Raw genomic sequence first — 21,620 nt, 5'->3', positions numbered from 1 at the left:
TTTCTCACACTGTCTCCCACTTTAGTGGAACCCGCCCATGGGGGTCAAGGGAGGAGCGCGGTTTTTTAACGAATTTTGTTTGTTAGAACAAGGACTTAGCGCGACTCGCTCATGCAACATCCAAAACGGAAAACCGTTAAAAATGAATGCACTAGTGCAACTTGTGAAGGTGATACATGAAAAGAGGGGGCGAAATGCGTGAAACCGGAGCGATCTGACGGGAAGGAAGTGATGCGGCGGCAGCGGGAAGGGATGAGGAGGGAGGGACGGTGCACCTGACACCGCCCGCTTCGAATCGCCTAGATGTAGTACGCCGTTCGGGTCATGACTTTCGATGCAGCACGCATCAACGCGCGCGCCGGGAAAGGCAACTCGACGCCACCGGCGTCCAGTGCCGCCTTGCCATGCGCAACTTCGTCCGCCCGCATCTGTTCGACGATTGCACGCGATTCGAGGTCGGCCGCCGGCAGCTGTTCGAGATGCCCGTCCAGATGATGCTCGACCTGGCGCTCCGTCTCCGCCATGAAGCCGAGGCTCACACGGTCACCGAGGCGGCCCGCCAGCAAACCGATCGCGAGCGCGCCGGTATACCAGAGCGGATTGAGCAGGCTCGGGCGCGAATCGAGCGCTTCGAGGCGCTTCGCGGTCCACGCGAGATGATCTTCCTCTTCGCGTGCCGCCTGCTCGAATGTCTGCTTCAGCGCCGGCGAGCGGGTCGCGAGCTTCTGCGCCTGGTACAGCGCCTGCGCGCACACCTCGCCGACGTGATTGACGCGCATCAGCGCGGCGGCATGCACGCGTTCGGCATGCGACAGTTCCGGCGCGTCCGCTGCCGCCGGCGCGGCAGGGACGGGTATCGGGCGGCTCATGCGCGATACCCCCGTCATTGATCGTAAACCCCGATCCAGCTCGGTAATCCATTCGTCCAGCACGCTCTCGCCCTCCGCGGCCGGATCGTCCCGCCGCTCTCTGTGCAAGCCCGCACCGCCTGCCCTCGCCGCACTATCCGACGCGCCGGAACAGGCTGCCAGGCCGCCATCTCGTCACGAATATTAAATTTTAGTCCATGTTGCGTAAATGAAACAGCAACCTTCCGGACGGTCTGCTTTTTCTTTGTGCAGAGTTTGCACTTTGCTACATTACCTGCAACTTCTCGCGAAGTTAAAGCAAGGCACCCAAGCGTCATAACTAATCGCCTTACACAAGAAATCGTATTCCCTTGGAGATCTTTCGATGAAAAAGTCGCTTCTCGCGCTCGCCGCACTGAGCGCGGTCGCAGGTGTTGCTCATGCGCAAAGCAGCGTGACCCTGTACGGTATCGTTGACGAAGGCTTCAACTTCAACACCAACGCCGCTGGCGGCCGTCTGTACAACCTGTCGAGCGGTGTTCTGCAAGGCAGCCGTTGGGGCCTGCGCGGCGCTGAAGATCTGGGTGGCGGTCTGAAGGCCATCTTCGTGCTCGAAAACGGTTTTGACGTGAACACCGGCAAGCTCGGTCAGGGCGGCCTCGAGTTCGGCCGTCAAGCCTATGTCGGTCTGTCGTCGAGCCAGTTCGGTACGGTGACGGCCGGCCGTCAGTACGACTCCGTGGTTGACTTCGTCGGTCCGCTCGAAGCGGGCGACCAGTGGGGCGGCTACATCGCGGCTCACCCGTCGGATATCGACAACTTCAACAACGCGAACCGCGTCGACAACGCGATCAAGTACACGAGCGTGAACTATGCTGGCTTCACGTTCGGCGGCTTGTACAGCTTCGGCGGCGTGCCCGGCTCAACCGGCCGCAACCAGATCTTCTCGCTGGGCGCTGGCTACAACAACGGTCCGCTGGTGTTGGGCGCTGGCTACCTGAACGTGCGTAACCCGAACGTGTCGTTCTACGGCGACGGCGGTACGGTTGCTGCAACGACGGGTGGCGTGCCGGGTTCGAACTTCGGCAGCTCGCCGGTCATCTCGGGCTACGCATCGGCTCACACGCTGCAGATCATCGGTGCAGGCGGTGCGTACACGTTTGGTCCGGCAACGATCGGCGTGACGTACTCGAACACGAAGTTCATGAACCTCGGCGACCTGTCGTCGGGCCCGAACCCGGAAGGCTATTCGGGTACGGCTACGTTCAACAACGCCGAACTGAACGCCAAGTATCAGCTGACCCCGGCGCTCCTGATCGGTGCGGCATACGACTACACGAAGGGTAGCTCGATCGCCGGCAAGTCGGGCGCGACCTACAACCAGTTCTCGCTGGGCACGGACTACTTCCTGTCGAAGCGTACCGACGTCTACCTGATCGGCGTGTACCAGCACGCTTCGGGCACGGACTCGACCGGCGAGGCTGCACGTGCGTCGATCAACGGCCTCACGCCGTCGTCGAGCGACTCGCAGGCTACCGTTCGCGTCGGTATCCGCCACAAGTTCTAATAAGTCGTTATACAGGCAGTATCCTCAAAGGCGCCTTCGGGCGCCTTTTTTCATGCCGTTTCATCTTGCCGCGATTTTTCGCGCGCTACCCTTCCATCAGCGCGGGCACGGCAGACACCCCAGACAAAAGGCCCAGCGGCGCGAACCGGCTGGGCCTCCAGGGCATGGCGCCGCATGACGCCCCGCTACGCGCGGCCGTCGCGCAATTCCCGGCGCAGGATCTTGCCGACATTGCTCTTCGGCAATTCCGCACGAAACTCGATGATCTTCGGCCGCTTGTACCCGGTCAGCTGCTCCTTGCAAAACGCGAAGATATCCGCATCGCTCAGCGCTTCGTCTTTCTTCACGACGAAGAGCTTCACCGCTTCGCCCGAGTGCGGGTCCGGTATGCCGACGGCGGCCACTTCGAATACCCCGGGCAGCTTCGCGACCACGTCCTCGATCTCGTTCGGATAGACGTTGAAGCCGGACACGAGAATCATGTCCTTCTTGCGATCGACGATCTTCACGTATCCGGCTTCGTTCACCACGCCAATGTCGCCGGATTTGAAGAAGTGGTCGGGCGTCATCACTTTCGCTGTCTCATCCGGCCGGTTCCAGTAGCCGGCCATGACCTGGGGTCCGCGAATGCAGATTTCTCCCGGCTGGCCGAACGGCACTTCGTTGCCGTCGTCATCGCGGATCGAAATTTCGGTGGACGGCATCGGCAAGCCGATCGTGCCGCTATACGACGTGACCGTTGCCGGATTGCACGTCACGCACGGCGACGTCTCGGACATGCCATAGCCTTCGATGATCGGCGTGCGGGTCTTTTCGTACCAGCGGCTCGCGACCGCCTCCTGAACCGCCATGCCGCCGCCGTTGGCCGCGATCAGCTTCGTCAGATCCAGCTTTCCGAAATCGGGATGATTCAGCAGCGCGTTATAGAGCGTGTTCACCGCCGGAAACATCGTGATCGGATAGCCTTGCAGTTGCTTGATGGTGCCGGCGATATCGCGGGGATTCGGAATCAGCACGCCCAGTCCGCCGGTGCGAATCGACAGGAGCCCGCAAACCGTGAGCGCGAAGATGTGATAAAGCGGCAACGCAACGACGGTGATGAACTGCTGGACGTCCGGTCGCGCCAGGCGCGCCGGCTCCAGCCAGGCCTCCGATTGCAGCACGTTGGCAACAACATTGCGGTTGAGCAGCGTCGCGCCCTTCGCGACGCCGGTCGTACCGCCGGTGTACTGGAGAAAAGCGACGTCGTCAGGACCGGGGTGCGCCGGCGTGAAGGTGTGCTGGCCGCCTTCGGCAATCGCGGCGTTAAAGCGGATATGGCCAGGCAGCGTCCACGCGGGCACCATTTTTTTCACACGGCGCACGACGAAATTGACGATCAGCCCCTTGGGACCCATCAGATCGCCCATCGCGGCGACGATCACATGCCGGATCGGCGTATTGCGCAACACGGCCTGCAGCGTGCCCGCGAAGTTTTCCAGCAGGATGATGGCTTCCGCGCCGCTATCCTTCAACTGGTGTTCGAGTTCGCGGGGCGTGTACAGCGGATTGACGTTCACGACGACATAGCCCGCGCGCAGGATCGCAGCGATCGCTACCGGATACTGGAGCACGTTGGGCATCATGATCGCGATACGCGCGCCCTTCGCGAGGCCTTTGGACTGAAACCATGCGCCGAGCTTGCGAGACAGCGCGTCGAGTTCGCCGTAGGTGATCTGCTGCCCCATGCAGGCAAACGCCGGCTTCGGGCCGAATTCCCGAAAGCTTTCCTCGATCAGTTCGGCGACGGACGCGTAACGACTCGCGTCGATCTCAGCCGGAACGCCGGGTGGGTACGATTTCAGCCAGATTTTTTCCATGCGGCGCCTCCTCTCTTATTTTCGAATGACCGTGCTAAAACCGCATCGTAGCATGGGGTATCGGTCGCCATTGACGAGTAACCCGTCGGTTAGACGCCTACCTCCAACGCCTGAGCCCCGGCGGTGCGCACCGCGCACGACTGCGCCGGAGTCGCCCTTTCAGGCGCGTTCGACTTCGACGAGGCAATCGTAGAACGTCGCGGATCCGCCCAGATCGGTGAGCGCCTGGCTCGTGAGCGCGTTGGCATTGCGACCATCGGGGGCGAGCTTTTTCCACCAGATCGACAATCCCACCACCACGCCGGCGCGGGCCTTGTCGGTCACGCGTGCACGCGCCTGCATCGTCCCGCGGTCGTTGAACACGCGGACCCGGTCGCCGTCGGCAATAGCGCGCGCGTTGGCGTCGGCAGGATGGATATCGACATGTGGCTCGCCCTCGGTCGCACGCAGGCTGTCGACATTGACAAAGGTGCTGTTCAGAAAATGGCGCGCCGGGGGCGAAATCATCGCCAGCGGATAACGCTGCGCGAGTTCGGGAGCGGCCTCGGCCGATTCGTAAGGCGGAAGGTAGTCCGGCACCGGATCGAGGCCCTGCTGCGCGAGCCGTTCGCTGTAGAACTCGCATTTGCCCGATGGCGTGCGAAATCCGCCGTGCGCGAACGGCGCATCGGGCAAGTCGAGCTTCGCCCAGCCATCGCGTTTGAGCGAATCCCATGTGACGCCGGCAAGCGGCCCCTCGTTCCAGCGAAATGCCTGGGCGGCGAGCGCCTCGTCGCTTTCGTAAAGCGCGCTGTCGCGCAGGTTCATCCGGCGCGCGATACCGCGGAATATCTCTGTGTTGGGGCGTGCATCGCCCACCGGGGCGATTGCCGGCAGATTGGCCATGATGTGCGTATGCCCATAGGACTTGTGCACGTCGAGATGTTCGAGTTGAGTGGTCGCCGGCAACAGCAGATCCGCGTAATCAGCGGTGTCGGTCTGGAAATGTTCGAGCACGATCGTGAACAGGTCCTCGCGGGCGAAGCCTGCGGCGACCCGCGCGGAGTCGGGTGCGACCGCAACGGGATTCGAGTTGTAGACGACGACCGCCTCGATTTTTGGCCCGAATTCCGCGTCGCCGGCATGCAGCAATGCGTCGCCGATCGCGTTCATGTTGATCACGCGTGGCTGCCGCGCGGGCCAGCCCGGCAGCAGGTCCGGACGCTGCAGCGCGGCTGCGTCGACCGGCGCCCAGCCCGACGACGACAGCAGCGCGCCGCCGGCCCGCTCGCGCCACGCGCCCGTCAGCGACGGCAGACAGGCGATCGCACGCACGGCGTTACCGCCGCCGCGGACGCGCTGCATGCCGTAGTTCAGCCGGATCGCAGCCTTTCGAGTGCTGCCGTACAGGCGGGCCAGATCCACGACCGTCTGTTCGCCGATCCCGCAGATCTGCGCGACGCGGGCCGGCGGGTACGTGAGCGCCCGCGCTTTCAGCGCCTCGAAACCGAGCGTGTGGTCAGCGATGTAAGGGTGATCAAGCCGGTCTTCGGCGATCAGCACGTGCATCATGCCGAGCGCGAGCGCGCCGTCGGTGCCGGGTCTCAATGCAATGTGCTGGTGGCACTTTTCGGCGGTCAGCGAGCGGTAGGGATCGATTGCGATCAGCCGCGCGCCGCGCCGCTTGGCTTCCTGCGCACGCGTCCAGAAATGCAGATTGGATGCGATCGGATTCGAGCCCCAGATCAGGATCAGGTCGCTCTCCGCGAAAAATTCGCTCAGCATCCCGAGGCTCGCGCCATACGTGTATTTCAACCCCGCCGCGCCCGCGGCCGAACATATCGTTCGGTCCAGCTGCGACGCACCGAGCCGGTGAAAAAAACGCTGTGCGATGCTTTCGCCCTGCACGAGCCCCATCGTGCCGGCGTAACTGTACGGCACGATGGCTTCGGGCTCACGCGCGGCGATCTCTCCCAGACGTGCCGCGGCGACCTCGAGCGCCTCATCCCAGCTGGTCGGCTCGAATTGGCCGGCGCCCTTCGGACCCACGCGCCGCATCGGCTGCGTGATCCGCTGCGGGTGATGAATCCGCTCCGGATAGCGGCTCACCTTCGTACAGAGCGCGCCCTGCGTCGGTGGATGCGCCGGATCCGCCATCACCTTGACGACCTTGCCGTCTGCGATGCTCACCCGCATTGCGCACGTATCGGGGCAATCGTGCGGGCATACCGCGCGGGCGAATTCGGTGGGAGCGTTCATGGGGCGGGATTCCTGGAGTCGGCCGGGCCAGATACCGCGATTTTATTACGTCTGCTGTGGCGTGCAGCGGCAACGCCGCCAAAAGGAGGCGGCGGCGTAGAATGAGTCAGCATTGGACCCGGGCGCGCGGCGCCCCGGGTGTTTCGACAGACGGCACACGATACGGCTCATCATGAAACTGATCCCTGAGATTCAGGCCGCGCGCGGCGAAATACAAACGCTCCGACGGACGATTCACGCCCACCCCGAACTGCGCTACGAAGAAACCCAGACGGCGGATCTCGTCGCACGCGCGCTCACCGAGTGGGGGATTGAAGTTCATCGCGGCCTGGGCAAAACGGGCGTGGTCGGCATGCTGAAGCGCGGTAGCGGATCCCGCGCAATCGGACTGCGTGCGGACATGGACGCGCTGCCGATCCAGGAATTGAACCAGTTCGAGCATCGTTCGCGCCACGAGGGAAAAATGCACGCGTGCGGACATGACGGCCATACGGCGATGCTGCTCGGTGCCGCGCACTACCTCGCGAAGCACGGCGAGTTCGACGGGACGATCGTATTCATCTTTCAGCCGGCCGAGGAAGGGGGCGCCGGCGCCCAGGCGATGATCGACGATGGTCTGTTCACCCGGTTTCCCGTCGACGCGGTGTTCGGCCTGCACAACTGGCCCGGCATGCCGGCTGGACATTTCGGTGTGACCGAGGGTCCGATCATGGCGTCGAGCAACGAATTCCGGATCGAAATCAAGGGAACCGGTTCGCACGCCGCGCTGCCGCACAACGGGCGAGATCCGGTGTTTGTCGCCGTGCAGATCGCAAACGGGCTTCAGGGGATTATCACGCGCAACAAGAAGCCGCTGGACACGGCGGTTCTGTCGATCACGCAAATTCACGCCGGCGACGCGGTGAACGTCGTGCCCGACGACGCGTGGCTTGCCGGGACAGTCCGCACGTTCACGACGGAGACACTCGATCTGATCGAATCACGGATGCGAAAGATTGCACAAAGCACCGCAGACGCTTACGACTGCACCGCCCACGTGACTTTTCATCGCAACTATCCGCCCACGATCAACAGCGGCGACGAGGCACGGTTTGCCGCTGCGGTAATGAAGGAAATCGTGGGGGAAGGAAACGTCGACGACGCGGTCGAGCCGACCATGGGCGCCGAGGACTTCTCGTTCATGCTGCTCGCCAAACCGGGATGCTACGCATTTCTGGGCAATGGTTCGGGCGGCCATCGCGAGGCGGGGCACGGCGCCGGGCCATGCATGCTCCATAACGCGAGCTATGACTTCAATGACGAGTTGCTGCCGGTCGGGTCGACTTACTGGGTTCGACTGGCCCAGAAATTCCTGAGCGGAGAATAAGGACGGTATTTTGATTTCTGGCGATCGCGGGTAAGGATCGCCGGAATACATTTCCAGTCCGTAAACGGCCGAACCCCGCCACGGAGGTGGACGGGGTTCGGAGCGAGGGCATGAGGAGCCTGACGATTACCTACTTTCACACGGGAATCCGCACTATCATCGGCGTGGAGTCGTTTCACGGTCCTGTTCGGGATGGGAAGGGGTGGGACCGACTCGCTATGGTCATCAGGCATGACGGGTTGCTGCGTCGCCGGCACGGCGCCGCAGCCAATCGGGAAGAAGCGTAAAGAGGGATGCTGAAGCGGGGTTGCGTTGTTTCAGGCACAACACGCGATCTCAACCCGGGTGGTCTGCCGCGCATCCCGGTTCGGGGGCGGCGAAACACACCGGTTATAGGATCAAGCCTTACGGGCAATTAGTATCAGTTAGCTTAACGCATTACTGCGCTTCCACACCTGACCTATCAACGTCCTGGTCTTGAACGACCCTTCAAGGGGCTCGAAGCCCCGGGGAAGTCTCATCTTGAGGCGAGTTTCCCGCTTAGATGCTTTCAGCGGTTATCTCTTCCGAACATAGCTACCCGGCGATGCCACTGGCGTGACAACCGGTACACCAGAGGTTCGTCCACTCCGGTCCTCTCGTACTAGGAGCAGGCCCCCTCAAACTTCCAGCGCCCACGGCAGATAGGGACCAAACTGTCTCACGACGTTTTAAACCCAGCTCACGTACCTCTTTAAATGGCGAACAGCCATACCCTTGGGACCGGCTACAGCCCCAGGATGAGATGAGCCGACATCGAGGTGCCAAACACCGCCGTCGATATGAACTCTTGGGCGGTATCAGCCTGTTATCCCCAGAGTACCTTTTATCCGTTGAGCGATGGCCCTTCCATACAGAACCACCGGATCACTATGACCTGCTTTCGCACCTGTTCGACTTGTCAGTCTCACAGTCAAGCACGCTTATGCCATTGCACTATCAGCACGATTTCCGACCGTACCTAGCGTACCTTCGTACTCCTCCGTTACACTTTGGGAGGAGACCGCCCCAGTCAAACTGCCTGCCATGCACTGTCCCCAGACCCGCTTCAGGGCCCAAGGTTAGAACCTCAAACAAGCCAGGGTGGTATTTCAAGGACGGCTCCACGCAAACTGGCGTTCACGCTTCACAGCCTCCCACCTATCCTACACAGGCCGGTTCAAAGTCCAATGCAAAGCTGCAGTAAAGGTTCATGGGGTCTTTCCGTCTAGCCGCGGGGAGATTGCATCATCACAAACACTTCAACTTCGCTGAGTCTCGGGAGGAGACAGTGTGGCCATCGTTACGCCATTCGTGCAGGTCGGAACTTACCCGACAAGGAATTTCGCTACCTTAGGACCGTTATAGTTACGGCCGCCGTTTACCGGGACTTCAATCAAGAGCTTGCACCCCATCATTTAATCTTCCGGCACCGGGCAGGCGTCACACCCTATACGTCCACTTTCGTGTTTGCAGAGTGCTGTGTTTTTATTAAACAGTCGCAGCCACCAGTTTATTGCAACCCTTTCACCCTCCAGGCGCAGGCCTGTCAAGCTACAAGGGCGTACCTTATCCCGAAGTTACGGTACCAGTTTGCCGAGTTCCTTCTCCCGAGTTCTCTCAAGCGCCTTGGAATACTCATCTCGCCCACCTGTGTCGGTTTGCGGTACGGTCAATGTGAAACTGAAGCTTAGAGGCTTTTCCTGGAACCCCTTCCAGTTGCTTCGCTTCCGGAGAAGCTCGCGCCACGCCCTTGAATCCCGTGCCCGGATTTGCCAGAGCACCTTCTCCAACGCAGCGACCGGGACTTCCAACACCCGGACAACCTTCCGCGATCCGTCCCCCCATCGCATTTCACACTGGTGCAGGAATATTGACCTGCTTCCCATCAGCTACGCATTTCTGCCTCGCCTTAGGGGCCGACTCACCCTACGCCGATGAACGTTGCGTAGGAAACCTTGGGCTTACGGCGAGGGGGCCTTTCACCCCCTTTATCGCTACTCATGTCAGCATTCGCACTTCCGATACCTCCAGCACACCTTCCGGTGCACCTTCGCAGGCTTACGGAACGCTCTCCTACCATGCACATTGCTGTGCATCCGCAGCTTCGGTATATGGCTTAGCCCCGTTACATCTTCCGCGCAGGACGACTCGATCAGTGAGCTATTACGCTTTCTTTAAAGGGTGGCTGCTTCTAAGCCAACCTCCTGACTGTTTTAGCCTTCCCACTTCGTTTCCCACTTAGCCATATTTCGGGACCTTAGCTGGCGGTCTGGGTTGTTTCCCTCTTGACACCGGACGTTAGCACCCGATGTCTGTCTCCCGTGATTGCACTCTTCGGTATTCGGAGTTTGCTATGGCGAGGTAATCCGCAATGGACCCCTCAACCATGACAGTGCTCTACCCCCGAAGGTGATACACGAGGCACTACCTAAATAGTTTTCGGAGAGAACCAGCTATTTCCAGGTTTGTTTAGCCTTTCACCCCTATCCACAGCTCATCCCCTAACTTTTCAACGTTAGTGGGTTCGGCCCTCCAGCACGTGTTACCGTGCCTTCAGCCTGGCCATGGATAGATCACCTGGTTTCGGGTCTACACCCAGCGACTGGACGCCCTGTTCGGACTCGCTTTCGCTACGCCTGCCCTATTCGGTTAAGCTCGCCACTGAATGTAAGTCGCTGACCCATTATACAAAAGGTACGCCGTCACCCCTTGCGAGGCTCCGACTGTTTGTATGCATGCGGTTTCAGGATCTCTTTCACTCCCCTCCCGGGGTTCTTTTCGCCTTTCCCTCACGGTACTGGTTCACTATCGGTCGATCACGAGTATTTAGCCTTGGAGGATGGTCCCCCCATCTTCAGACAGGATTTCACGTGTCCCGCCCTACTTGTCGTACACCCAGTTCTTCCACACTGCCTTCGCCTACGGGGCTATCACCCACTATGGCCGCACTTTCCAGAGCGTTCAGCTGACAATGCAGATAAAGAGTACAGGCTGCTCCCATTTCGCTCGCCACTACTCTGGGAATCTCGGTTGATTTCTTTTCCTGCGGCTACTTAGATGTTTCAGTTCGCCGCGTTCGCTTCACATGGCCTATGTATTCAGCCACGGATACTCCATTCGGAGTGGGTTTCCCCATTCGGACATCTGCGGATCAAAGCTCGTTTGCCAGCTCCCCGCAGCTTTTCGCAGGCTACCGCGTCCTTCATCGCCTGTGATCGCCAAGGCATCCACCACATGCACTTGTTCGCTTGACCCTATAACAGGTGTGTCTCTTCCGACACCTTCCCGCTACAGGTTGAGTTTTCGCGTTGTGCCGTATTCCACTGCCCTCTTCCGAGGGCCCTGAGATACATCGATACAATCACAACCCTGATTCACCTACTCGCATCCATCTCGAGATGCTTTCGGCCAATCTCTTTACTACTTCTTCCTGATTGTTAAAGAACGACAGCCGGCGCACACCCTGTGCGCGCCGCCATGACTGGCTCAATCGCCAATGCACGCAGGCCCTGCCACCGCAGGCGCTTCGTGCATTGAGGACTGGTGGAGGCAGACGGGATCGAACCGACGACCCCCTGCTTGCAAAGCAGGTGCTCTCCCAGCTGAGCTATGCCCCCCATGTCTTCCCCCAGGGGCCCGCCTCCGACAGATTGGTGGGTCTGGCTGGATTCGAACCAGCGACCCCCGCCTTATCAAGACGGTGCTCTAACCAACTGAGCTACAGACCCCTGAGTCTGTCATGCCTACAGCCGATAAGCGTGAGCACTTGCGCCATGGCGCAGGCTCTGGAAAGGAGGTGATCCAGCCGCACCTTCCGATACGGCTACCTTGTTACGACTTCACCCCAGTCATGAATCCTGCCGTGGTGACCGTCCTCCTTGCGGTTAGACTAGCCACTTCTGGCAAAACCCACTCCCATGGTGTGACGGGCGGTGTGTACAAGACCCGGGAACGTATTCACCGCGGCATGCTGATCCGCGATTACTAGCGATTCCAGCTTCACGCACTCGAGTTGCAGAGTGCGATCCGGACTACGACCGGTTTTCTGGGATTGGCTCCACCTCGCGGCTTGGCTACCCTCTGTTCCGACCATTGTATGACGTGTGAAGCCCTACCCATAAGGGCCATGAGGACTTGACGTCATCCCCACCTTCCTCCGGTTTGTCACCGGCAGTCTCCCTGGAGTGCTCTTGCGTAGCAACTAGGGACAAGGGTTGCGCTCGTTGCGGGACTTAACCCAACATCTCACGACACGAGCTGACGACAGCCATGCAGCACCTGTGTGACGGCTCCCTTTCGGGCACCCCCACCTCTCAGCGGGGTTCCATCCATGTCAAGGGTAGGTAAGGTTTTTCGCGTTGCATCGAATTAATCCACATCATCCACCGCTTGTGCGGGTCCCCGTCAATTCCTTTGAGTTTTAATCTTGCGACCGTACTCCCCAGGCGGTCAACTTCACGCGTTAGCTACGTTACCAAGCCAATGAAGGCCCGACAACCAGTTGACATCGTTTAGGGCGTGGACTACCAGGGTATCTAATCCTGTTTGCTCCCCACGCTTTCGTGCATGAGCGTCAGTATTGGCCCAGGGGGCTGCCTTCGCCATCGGTGTTCCTCCACATCTCTACGCATTTCACTGCTACACGTGGAATTCCACCCCCCTCTGCCATACTCCAGCGCTGCAGTCACCAATGCAGTTCCCAGGTTAAGCCCGGGGATTTCACATCGGTCTTACAGCACCGCCTGCGCACGCTTTACGCCCAGTAATTCCGATTAACGCTCGCACCCTACGTATTACCGCGGCTGCTGGCACGTAGTTAGCCGGTGCTTATTCTTCCGGTACCGTCATCCCCACGAGGTATTAGCTCAAAGGTTTTCTTTCCGGACAAAAGTGCTTTACAACCCGAAGGCCTTCTTCACACACGCGGCATTGCTGGATCAGGGTTGCCCCCATTGTCCAAAATTCCCCACTGCTGCCTCCCGTAGGAGTCTGGGCCGTGTCTCAGTCCCAGTGTGGCTGGTCGTCCTCTCAGACCAGCTACAGATCGTCGCCTTGGTAGGCCTTTACCCCACCAACTAGCTAATCTGCCATCGGCCGCCCCTGTAGCGCGAGGCCCGAAGGTCCCCCGCTTTCATCCACAGATCGTATGCGGTATTAATCCGGCTTTCGCCGGGCTATCCCCCACTACTGGACACGTTCCGATGTATTACTCACCCGTTCGCCACTCGCCGCCAGGCCGAAGCCCGCGCTGCCGTCCGACTTGCATGTGTAAGGCATGCCGCCAGCGTTCAATCTGAGCCAGGATCAAACTCTTCAGTTCAAACCTGTTACTGTTTTCGGTTCCGCGGTCTCCCGCTAAACCGGTCGCTCACTCAACGTACTGACGTTGCGGCCAGGCCCTGCCCCTTGACGAAGCAGCCCTGACCTTCCTTTCAATACTGTGTGAGACACTTTGATACTTTTGCCCTGCGCGCGGCTCTTGCGAACCCCGCGCTGCGCGCCCTGCATCAAGTGCCCACACTTATCGGCTGTATGTTTTTAAAGAACATTCGCTGCGTGCTGCGCCCCGCTACTGCCCTGTTCACTCCGGCGCTGCTTCGCTGCGTTGCTGCGTCTGCAGCAGAGAAACGAGATTATGCAGATCCTCCTTCCCTTCGTCAACTCCACCTGCGAAAAAATTTGCAGCGCAGTGACGATCGCGTGAAAACTGTGTGACCGGACGGATTGCATCTGTATCGCGAGGCGCGTGTTTCGCCAAAGCCGACGCTGGCCTGGACGAAACACATCGGCGCAACACCTGGATCAGCACAATGCGCGCAATCTCACCTACTTGTGCTGAAACACCGGCTTGCGCTTCTCGACGAACGCAGCCATCCCCTCTTTCTGATCCTCGGTCGCAAACAGCGAGTGGAACAGACGACGCTCGAAATGAACCCCTTCGGCCAGCGTTGTTTCATACGCCCGGTTCACCGACTCCTTCACCATCATCACCGCCGGCAACGGAAATTCGGCAATCGTCGTTGCGGCGGCAATCGCCTCGTCGAGCAGCCCTGCTGCGGGCACCACGCGCGAAACCAGACCGGAGCGCTCCGCCTCGGCGGCATCCATGAAACGCGCGGTCAGGCACAGGTCCATCGCTTTCGCTTTTGACACCGCACGCGGCAAGCGCTGCGTTCCGCCCGCTCCCGGCATGATTCCCAGCTTGATTTCCGGCTGCCCGAACCGGGCGGTATCGGCCGCAAAAATGATGTCGCACATCATGGCAAGCTCACAACCGCCCCCGAGCGCAAAGCCGGCGACGGCGGCAATGATCGGCTTGCGTATGGAGCGCACCGTTTCCCAGTTACGGGTGATGTAGTCGCCTTTGTAGACGTCCATGTAACTGTATTTCGCCATCATCCCGATGTCGGCGCCCGCCGCAAACGCTTTCTCGCTGCCCGTGATGACGATCGCCCCAACCCCGTCGTCGCCATCAAAGGCGCGCAGCGCTTCGCCCAGTTCGTCCATGAGCGCGTCGTTCAACGCGTTCAGCGCCTTCGGTCGATTCAGCGTGACAAGACCCACGCGTCCGCGCGTCTCGACCAGAATATTCTCGTAAGCCATGCATCCTCCTTCGTATGAAGAGTCAATCGTGCAAAAACGCTTCGCGCCGCCGCGCGTATAATGCTACCATTCGCCAACCGGTCGGTCGGTTAATTAATCGTCCGACATTCCTGATGTCTAGCCCCCCCATCTTCCGCCATGACACATCCGCTCTTTTCCCGACACGAAGACACACTGCAGCGGGCGCTCGCCGCCATCGAAACGCGCGGCTACTGGAGTCCGTTTGCCGAAATGCCCAGTCCGAAAGTGTACGGGGAAACGGCCAGTGCAGACGGCGAGGCAGCGTTCAAGGCGCACCTGAACCGGACATTCGAACTCGACCAGCCCACCACCGGCCAAACGGTCGGTGCCGAGCGCTCGCCATACGGCTTCTCGCTGGGCACCCGCTACCCGGAGGCAGATCCGGACGCGTTGCTGAAAGCCTCTGCCCGCGCGCAAGCTGCCTGGAGCGCCGCCGGTCCGCAGGCATGGATCGGCGTATGCCTGGAAATACTCGCGCGGCTGAACCGGGCGAGCTTCGAACTCGCCTACAGCGTCATGCATACGACCGGCCAGGCGTTCATGATGGCCTTTCAGGCCGGCGGCCCGCACGCCCAGGATCGCGCGCTGGAAGCCGTGGCATACGCATGGGACCAGTTGCGCCGGATTCCTGCCGACGCCTACTGGGAAAAGCCGCAGGGCAAAAATCCGCCACTGGCGATGCACAAGCGCTACAGGGTGGTACCGCGCGGCACCGGCCTCGTGCTGGGCTGCTGCACGTTTCCGACCTGGAATGGCTATCCCGGCCTCTTCGCTGACCTCGCCACCGGCAACACGGTCATCGTCAAACCTCATCCGGGCGCGATCCTGCCGCTGGCGATCACCGTGCGTATCGCGCGTGAGGTCTTGCGCGAAGCCGGCTTCAACCCCGACGTCGTGACCCTGCTCGCCACCGGGCCGAACGATGGCGCACTCGTCCAGAATCTCGCGCAGCGCCCCGAGATCCGGCTGATCGACTTCACCGGCAGCACGCCGAACGGCACCTGGCTCGAACGCCACGCTCATCAGGCACAGGTGTACACCGAGAAAGCCGGCGTCAACCAGATCGTGATCGACTCGGTCTCCGACATCAAGGCCGCTGCGCGAAACATTGCTTTTTCGCTCGCGCTCTATTCCGGCCAGATGTGCACCGCCCCCCAGAACATTTACGTCCCGCGCACCGGCATCGCCACTGCTGACGGCCCGATGAGCTTCGACGCGGTCACCCAGGCGCTCGCGGACGCCGTGCAAAAACTGGTTGCCGATCCGGCACGCGCAGTCGAATTTCTCGGCGCCATCCAGAACGATGGCGTGCTCGCCCGCATCGACTCCGCGCGCAGCCTTGGACACGTGCTCGTCGACAGCAAGGCGCTTGCGCATCCCACCTTCGCTGACGCACAAGTGCGCACGCCGCTGATGCTGCAACTGGATGCCGCGATCGACTCGGCGCGCTTCAGCGAGGAATGGTTTGGCCCCATCTCCTTCGTGATCGCGACCGACTCGACCGAACAGTCGCTCGAGCTTGCCGGCACGATCGCCGCAGAACACGGCGCACTGACGCTCTCCGTCTATAGCACCCGTGAAACGGTCGTCGCCGCAGCGGAGGAAGCCGCGATTCGCGGCGGCGTCGCGCTGTCGATCAACCTGACGGGCGGCGTGTTCGTGAACCAGTCCGCCGCCTTCTCCGATTTCCACGGCACCGGCGCCAACCCGGCCGCCAACGCGGCGCTCGCCGACGCCGCATTCGTGGCGAACCGCTATCGCGTCGTTCAAAGCCGGGTCCATGTTGAACCTAAGGCTGCTTCGCCGGCAGTCGGCTGAATGGCCTAGGCCATGCACAACGCCCTATGCCATCCGGCCGAATGGAAGACGCGCGTTGCACCCGCTAACATAAATCAGCGCTCCGGACTCCCCACCCGGCCGCTTTGCTCAGCAGGAACCCGACATGAATGACGCTTTCATCTGCGATGCGATCCGTACCCCGTTTGGCCGCTACGGCGGCGCCCTGAAAGAGGTTCGTGCCGACGACCTGGCCGCCGTTCCCATTCGCGCACTGGTCGAACGCAATCCCGGCGTCGACTGGTCCGCACTGGACGACGTGATCTACGGCTGCGCGAACCAGGCCGGCGAGGACAACCGCAACGTCGCGCGCATGGCCGCACTGCTCGCCGGACTGTCGGCCGACGCACCCGGGGCAACGCTCAACCGCTTGTGCGGTTCGGGGATGGACGCGGTCGGCACGGCGGCGCGCGCAATCAAGGCTGGCGAAGCACACCTGATGATCGCAGGCGGTGTCGAGAGCATGACGCGCGCGCCGTTCGTGATGGGCAAGGCGACCAGCGCGTTCTCGCGTCAGGCGGACATTTACGATACGACGATCGGCTGGCGTTTCGTGAACGCAACGATGAAGCGCGACTACGGCGTGGACTCCATGCCCGAAACCGCCGAAAACGTCGCCGTCGATTTCGGCGTGAGCCGCGCCGACCAGGACGCATTCGCACTGCGAAGCCAGCAAAAGGCCGCGCTCGCCCAGCGCAACGGCACGCTCGCGCAGGAAATCGTCCCGGTTTCGATTCCACAGAAAAAGGGAGATCCGGTTCAGGTGACGCTCGACGAGCACCCGCGCGAAACCTCGCTCGAAGCGCTCGGCAAGCTGAAGGGTGTCGTGCGTGCGGACGGTAGCGTCACCGCAGGCAACGCATCGGGCGTGAACGACGGCGCCTGCGCGCTGCTGCTCGCCAGCCATGCCGCGGCGGAGCGGTTCGGGCTGCGCCGCCGCGCCCGGGTCATCGGCATGGCAACGGCGGGCGTCGAGCCGCGGGTCATGGGGATCGGCCCGGCACCGGCCACGCAGAAGCTGCTGAAGCAACTGGACATGTCGCTCGACCAGTTCGACGTCATCGAGCTGAACGAAGCGTTCGCAGCCCAAGGCCTTGCCGTATTGCGACTGCTCGGCCTGCGCGACGACGATCCACGCGTCAATCCGAACGGCGGCGCCATCGCGCTCGGCCATCCGCTCGGGGCATCGGGTGCGCGGCTCGTGACCACGGCGCTCTACCAGCTCGAGCGGACCGGCGGTCGGTTTGCGCTCGCTACGATGTGCATCGGCGTAGGCCAAGGCGTCGCACTCGCAATCGAGCGCATCTGATCCAGCTCAACATACGATCAGGAGGAGACAGGCGATGTCATTTCAGACGATCCGCGTCGAGTTCGACGCATCGAGCCGCGTTGCCACCGTGACGCTCGATCGGCCGGACAAACTCAACAGTTTCACCCGGGCGATGCACGACGAACTGCGCACCGCGCTTGACGAGGTGGTAGCCGCGGGTGCGCGGGCGCTCGTCATGACCGGCGCGGGACGCGGCTTCTGCGCGGGCCAGGACCTGGCCGATCTCGACTTCACGCCACAGGCAAGCACCGATCTCGGCAACCTGATCGACCAATACTTCAACCCGCTGATCCGCCGCCTGCAAGCGCTGCCCTTGCCCGTCATCGCCGCAGTCAACGGCACAGCGGCCGGTGCGGGCGCCAATCTCGCGCTGGCCTGCGACCTCGTTGTCGCGGCGCGCTCGGCGAGCTTCATCCAGGCGTTCGTAAAGATCGGCCTTGTCCCCGACTCGGGCGGCACGTGGTTCCTGCCGCAGCGTGTCGGCATGGCGCGCGCGCTCGGTCTCGCGCTTACGGGCGACAGGCTCGGCGCCGAGCAGGCGCTCGACTGGGGCCTCGTGTGGCAGGTTGTCGAGGACGCGGAACTCGCGGATACAGCCCATGCGCTCGCGACCCGTCTCGCGCAGCTTCCGACCCGCGCGATCGCCGCTACCCGGCAGGCAATGCGGACCGGAATCACGAACACGCTCGATCAGCAACTCGACCTCGAGCGCGACCTGCAACGCGAACTGGGCGCCTCGTACGACTATGCGGAAGGCGTCCGTGCCTTCATCGAAAAACGCGCGCCGCGCTTCGAGGGCCGCTAGCATGAACAATCGCCATTACGACACCCCGTCCGACGCCGACGCGCTCGCGCGCGCCACCGCCGACGCGATGTACGCCGCGGATGCCTGCAGCCGCGCCCTCGGGCTCGAATTGCTCGATGTGCGCCCCGGCTACGCGCGCATGCGCATGAAGGTCCGCCCCGACTTCCTGAACGGCCACCAGATCTGCCACGGTGGCCTGATCTTCACGCTCGCCGACTCTACCTTCGCATTCGCATGCAACACGTACAACATCAGCACGGTTGCGTCGGGCTGCGCGATCGAATTTCTGCGCCCGGTGCACGCCGACGAGCTGCTGACAGCCGAAGCCGTCGAACAGACGCTCACCGGGCGCACCGGCATCTATGACATCCGCGTGACGAACCGCGCCGGTGAAACAGTCGCGATGTTTCGCGGCAAATCCGCACAGATCAAGGGCACCGTCATCCCCGCAGCGAACTGACAGGATGCCCCCCGGACATCCGCATCCCGAGTACACAAGGAGACATTCGATGAACACGCCGCTTCCGCTCGACCCGATCGAGACGGCCAGCCGCGACGAGCTCGCCGCGCTACAACTCGAAAGACTGAAATGGTCGCTCGCGCACGCGTATGAGAATTCGCCCGTCTACCGCCGCAAGTTCGACGACGCCGGTGTTCACCCGGACGACCTGAAGACGCTCGCCGACCTCGCACGCTTTCCGTTCACGACAAAAAAAGATCTGCGCGAAAATTACCCGTTTGGAATGTTCGCGGTGCCGCAGGAGCGGATCTCGCGGATTCACGCCTCCTCGGGGACGACCGGCAAACCGACCGTGGTGGGCTACACGGCGCGCGATATCGACACATGGGCCAACCTCGTCGCGCGCTCGATTCGCGCCGCGGGCGCGCGGCGCGGCGACAAGGTGCACGTGAGCTACGGATACGGCCTGTTCACCGGCGGCCTCGGCGCCCACTACGGCGCCGAGCGCGCCGGCCTCACCGTGATTCCGTTCGGCGGCGGCCAGACAGAAAAGCAGGTCCAGCTGATTCAGGACTTCCGTCCCGACATCATCATGGTCACGCCAAGCTACATGCTGTCGATTGCCGACGAACTCGAACGGCAGGGCGTCGATCCGGCAAGCTGCTCGCTGCGCATCGGCATCTTCGGCGCGGAACCCTGGACCAACGACATGCGCACGGCCATCGAGAAACGCATGGGCATCGACGCGGTCGACATCTACGGGCTGTCGGAAGTCATCGGCCCCGGCGTGGCATCGGAATGCGTCGAGACGAAGGACGGTCCGACGATCTGGGAAGATCATTTTTACCCGGAGATCATCGATCCCGAGACCGGCGAGGTCCTGCCGGACGGCGAACCCGGCGAACTCGTGTTCACCTCGCTCACGAAAGAAGCGCTGCCGATCATCCGCTATCGCACCCGCGACCTTACGCGCCTGCTGCCGGGCACCGCGCGCACGATGCGCCGCATGGAGAAGATCACCGGCCGCTCCGACGACATGATGATCGTACGCGGCGTCAACGTCTTCCCGACACAGATCGAAGAGCTGCTGCTGAAGCAGCCGGCGCTCGCGCCGCACTACCAGATCGTGCTGACGAAAGAAGGACCGCTCGACGTGATGACCCTGAACGTCGAACCGTGCCCCGAAACCGCGCCGGACACGTCCGCGCTCGGCGCCGCGAAGCAGGCGCTCAGCTACGACATCAAGGCGTTGATCGGCATCAGTGCGGTGGTGAACGTGCTGCCGGTCAACGGCATCGAGCGATCGGTCGGCAAGGCCCGCCGGGTGGTCGACAAACGCAGCGCGAACGCCTAGCGCAAGACGGACGGCTCCCCCTGCTGCTCACGAGTTGGGCAGCAGCAGCCACATCCGCCCGGTTTGCCGCATCTTCCCGGCGAGGTCGCCGGCCTGATCGCCGAGTCCCCAGAAATAGTCTGCGCGCACCCCCCCCTTGATCGCCGAGCCGGTGTCCTGCGCGAACACGAGGCGATCGAGCGGCTCGTTCGTCAGCGGACGCGTCGTCTGAAGGAACACCGGCGTGCCGAGCGGGATCGCGGACGGATCCACGGCAATCGAGCGCTCCGGCGTCAGCGGCACACCGAGTGCGCCGATCGGGCCGTCGGCGCCGCCCGGATCGTCGCCGGACGCCGGCATCTCGCGGAAAAACACGAAACGCGGGTTGGTATCGAGCAGCGCAGCGACACGCGTCGGATTCGCGCGCGCCCACGCCTTGATGCCCTGCATCGTCGCCTGCGCCGGCGTAATCTCGCCGTGATCGAGCAGCCAGCGTCCGATCGAGCGATACGGCTGGTTGTTGGTCCCGCCAAAGCCGAGGCGCAGCACGCTGCCGTCGTCCATCACGATGCGCCCCGAGCCCTGCACCTGCAGAAAGAACGCCTCGATCGGGTCGTCGACCCAGACGATTTCATTGCCGTCCAGCACGCCGGAACGTTCGAGCTGCGCGCGCGCGGGCAGCTCGCTACCGGCGCGCGCACCGTACGGCCAGTGATAGAGCGCAGTCTGGTAGACCCCGTGACGCGTACGCGAGCCGTGCAGCAAGGGCTCGTAATAGCCGGTCACGAGTCCGTCGAGCGTACCGTCCGCGTTGGCAAACTGAAACGGCGTGAAGTAGGTTTCAAAAAAGGTCCGGGCGCCGACGAGGTCCAGATCGTCGAGATGCACGGCCGCCGCACAGGCACGCCGCCAGTTCGGCCGACTGGCGAGCCGCAAGCAGTTTTCCCGCAGCGCCGCCGTCGCGCCGATCAGCGAATCGTCGTCCCATCCCGGCACCTGCTGCCAGGCCACCGGCGTGAGCCGCTCGGCAGCAAGCTGCCCGGTGACATAGGCCGGACCGACCTGCCGCCCGGATGTCCGCACCCCGCCGCTGCCGGCGCACGACGCGAGCAGCACCGCCACCGAAAGCACCCCGAACCAGCCCGCGCACGTACGCAGCCGCCGCGCCCATCCCGCCCATTCGTTCCTGATGATGAAACCCGCCATGTGTGATCTTTTCGACGTATTTCCGATGCCCGTTCCCGCGTGGCGGGCACCGCCGCTTCGGCCGGCGTGCGCCGTCATTGCGCAGCGAACCCGGCTGGTATGACAGGCACAGACCGCGCGCGCGGCG

The 21,620-nt window shown here is 62.2% G+C and carries 12 protein-coding genes, 2 tRNA genes and 3 rRNA genes; 7 read left to right on the top strand and 10 right to left on the bottom strand.

The window, feature by feature from the left end; all coding sequences use genetic code 11:
- Positions 1-299 precede the first annotated feature (299 nt).
- A complete protein-coding gene (gene coq7, locus AC3AP7_RS00930) occupies positions 300-932 on the bottom strand; it encodes a 2-polyprenyl-3-methyl-6-methoxy-1,4-benzoquinone monooxygenase (protein WP_475766529.1) in 633 nt (210 codons plus the stop codon).
- 301 nt (positions 933-1,233) lie between these two features.
- Here coq7 and AC3AP7_RS00925 point away from each other — a divergent pair, with 301 nt between their 5' ends.
- Entirely contained in the window at positions 1,234-2,415 is a 1,182-nt protein-coding gene (locus AC3AP7_RS00925) for a porin (protein WP_475766531.1), read from the top strand.
- Between the two features lie 185 nt (positions 2,416-2,600).
- Here the strand turns inward: AC3AP7_RS00925 and AC3AP7_RS00920 are convergent, their stop codons facing one another.
- Together AC3AP7_RS00920 and AC3AP7_RS00915 are read right to left on the bottom strand one after the other, a co-directional pair.
- Positions 2,601-4,274 carry a long-chain fatty acid--CoA ligase gene (locus tag AC3AP7_RS00920; protein ID WP_475766533.1) on the bottom strand — a complete coding sequence of 558 codons (1,674 nt, stop codon included), beginning with the start codon at positions 4,272-4,274 and terminating at the stop codon, positions 2,601-2,603.
- 159 nt (positions 4,275-4,433) lie between these two features.
- Positions 4,434-6,512, bottom strand: a complete 2,079-nt coding sequence (locus AC3AP7_RS00915) for a molybdopterin-containing oxidoreductase family protein (protein WP_475766535.1) — start codon at positions 6,510-6,512, stop codon at positions 4,434-4,436.
- A gap of 172 nt (positions 6,513-6,684) precedes the next feature.
- Between AC3AP7_RS00915 and AC3AP7_RS00910 the strand changes: the two genes are divergently transcribed.
- The gene (locus tag AC3AP7_RS00910) at positions 6,685-7,878 is read left to right on the top strand and encodes a M20 aminoacylase family protein (RefSeq protein WP_475767854.1); all 1,194 of its coding nucleotides are present in this window, start codon (positions 6,685-6,687) and stop codon (positions 7,876-7,878) included.
- A gap of 117 nt (positions 7,879-7,995) precedes the next feature.
- Here AC3AP7_RS00910 and rrf read toward each other — a convergent pair.
- The 6 genes from rrf to AC3AP7_RS00880 form a co-directional block, all read right to left on the bottom strand.
- Positions 7,996-8,108 (bottom strand): 5S ribosomal RNA (rrf, locus tag AC3AP7_RS00905).
- 164 nt (positions 8,109-8,272) lie between these two features.
- Positions 8,273-11,153 (bottom strand): 23S ribosomal RNA (locus AC3AP7_RS00900).
- Positions 11,154-11,440: 287 nt separating this feature from the next.
- A tRNA-Ala gene (locus tag AC3AP7_RS00895) sits at positions 11,441-11,516 on the bottom strand.
- 34 nt (positions 11,517-11,550) lie between these two features.
- A tRNA-Ile gene (locus AC3AP7_RS00890) sits at positions 11,551-11,627 on the bottom strand.
- A 61-nt stretch (positions 11,628-11,688) separates the two neighbouring features.
- Positions 11,689-13,219: ribosomal RNA gene (locus AC3AP7_RS00885) — 16S ribosomal RNA — on the bottom strand.
- Together the 16S, 23S and 5S rRNA genes with 2 tRNA genes alongside form the textbook arrangement of a ribosomal RNA operon.
- A gap of 506 nt (positions 13,220-13,725) precedes the next feature.
- Entirely contained in the window at positions 13,726-14,502 is a 777-nt protein-coding gene (locus AC3AP7_RS00880) for an enoyl-CoA hydratase (RefSeq protein ID WP_475766537.1), read from the bottom strand.
- Between the two features lie 138 nt (positions 14,503-14,640).
- Between AC3AP7_RS00880 and paaN the strand changes: the two genes are divergently transcribed.
- The 5 genes from paaN to paaK all read left to right on the top strand — a co-directional run bounded on the left by paaN (position 14,641) and on the right by paaK (position 20,308).
- Entirely contained in the window at positions 14,641-16,341 is a 1,701-nt protein-coding gene (paaN, locus tag AC3AP7_RS00875; protein ID WP_475766539.1) for a phenylacetic acid degradation protein PaaN, read from the top strand.
- A 124-nt stretch (positions 16,342-16,465) separates the two neighbouring features.
- The gene (gene pcaF, locus AC3AP7_RS00870) at positions 16,466-17,668 is read left to right on the top strand and encodes a 3-oxoadipyl-CoA thiolase (protein WP_475766541.1); all 1,203 of its coding nucleotides are present in this window, start codon (positions 16,466-16,468) and stop codon (positions 17,666-17,668) included.
- A 34-nt stretch (positions 17,669-17,702) separates the two neighbouring features.
- On the top strand, positions 17,703-18,494 hold the full coding sequence (paaG, locus tag AC3AP7_RS00865; protein WP_475766543.1) for a 2-(1,2-epoxy-1,2-dihydrophenyl)acetyl-CoA isomerase PaaG: 792 nt from the start codon (positions 17,703-17,705) through the stop codon (positions 18,492-18,494).
- Position 18,495: 1 nt separating this feature from the next.
- Positions 18,496-18,954, top strand: a complete 459-nt coding sequence (paaI, locus tag AC3AP7_RS00860; RefSeq protein WP_475766545.1) for a hydroxyphenylacetyl-CoA thioesterase PaaI — start codon at positions 18,496-18,498, stop codon at positions 18,952-18,954.
- 49 nt (positions 18,955-19,003) lie between these two features.
- A complete protein-coding gene (gene paaK / locus AC3AP7_RS00855) occupies positions 19,004-20,308 on the top strand; it encodes a phenylacetate--CoA ligase PaaK (protein ID WP_475766547.1) in 1,305 nt (434 codons plus the stop codon).
- A gap of 27 nt (positions 20,309-20,335) precedes the next feature.
- On the opposite strand, the gene mltA is transcribed toward paaK, so the two are convergent.
- Positions 20,336-21,571 (bottom strand): murein transglycosylase A, encoded by a 1,236-nt coding sequence (gene mltA / locus AC3AP7_RS00850; protein WP_475766549.1) that lies wholly within the window; start codon positions 21,569-21,571, stop codon positions 20,336-20,338.
- Positions 21,572-21,620: the final 49 nt, after the last annotated feature.

It is taken from the genome of Paraburkholderia sp. PAMB 6770 (assembly GCF_057748135.1).
The sequence above is the reverse complement of the archived record's forward strand: the minus strand, read 5'-3'. Positions and strand labels throughout refer to the sequence as shown.